Source organism: Streptomyces sp. NPDC025833, assembly GCF_055558055.1.
In genome coordinates, this window is the sequence record NZ_JBVHNF010000063.1 from 1 (window position 1) to 1,020 (window position 1,020).

The following is a 1,020-nucleotide window of genomic DNA, read 5'->3' on the forward strand; positions in this document are numbered from 1 at the left end:
GTCGTCCCGGCCGTGCACGCGGTGCTGGACAAGATGGCCGCCTTCGCCGACCGGGTCCGCTCGGGCGAGTGGACCGGTCACACCGGCCGCCGTATCCGCAACATCGTCAACATCGGCATCGGCGGCTCCGACCTCGGCCCCGCCATGGCCCACGAGGCGCTGCGCGCCTTCACCGACCGCGACCTGACCGTCCGCTTCGTCTCCAACGTCGACGGCGCCGACCTGCACGAGGCCACCCGCGACCTGGACCCCGCGCAGACCCTGTTCATCGTGGCGTCCAAGACGTTCACCACGATCGAGACGATCACCAACGCCACCTCCGCCCGCTCCTGGCTGCTGGCCGGCCTCGGCGGCGACGAGAAGGCCGTGGCCCGGCACTTCGTGGCCCTGTCCACCAACGCCGAGAAGGTCACCGCGTTCGGCATCGACCCGGACAACATGTTCGAGTTCTGGGACTGGGTCGGCGGCCGCTACTCCTTCGACTCCGCGATCGGCCTGTCCCTGATGATCGCCGTCGGCCCGGACCGCTTCCGCGAGATGCTCGACGGCTTCCGCACCGTCGACGACCACTTCCGCACCGCACCCCCCGAGGCCAACGCCCCGCTCCTGCTGGCCCTGCTGGGCATCTGGTACGGCAACTTCCACGACGCCCAGACCCACGCCGTCCTGCCGTACTCGCACTACCTGTCGAAGTTCACCGCCTACCTCCAGCAACTCGACATGGAGTCCAACGGCAAGTCCGTCCAGCGCGACGGCGAACCCGTCGCCTGGCAGACCGGACCCGTCGTCTGGGGCACCCCCGGCACCAACGGCCAGCACGCCTACTACCAGTTGATCCACCAGGGCACCAAGCTCATCCCGGCCGACTTCATCGGCTTCGCCCGCCCCGTCGCCGAACTCAGCCCCGGCCTCAAGGCCCAGCACGACCTGCTGATGGCCAACTTCTTCGCCCAGACCCAGGCCCTCGCCTTCGGCAAGAGCGCCGACGAGGTCCGCGCGGAAGGCGTCGCCGAGGAACAG

Annotated in this window: 1 protein-coding gene; it reads left to right on the forward strand. The window is 69.5% G+C overall.

Features of this window, described 5'->3' with window-relative positions; all coding sequences use genetic code 11:
• Nucleotides 1-1,020: glucose-6-phosphate isomerase (gene pgi, locus ACZ4K2_RS36955; protein WP_467481148.1), on the forward strand; the 1,020-nt coding region annotated here is incomplete at both ends.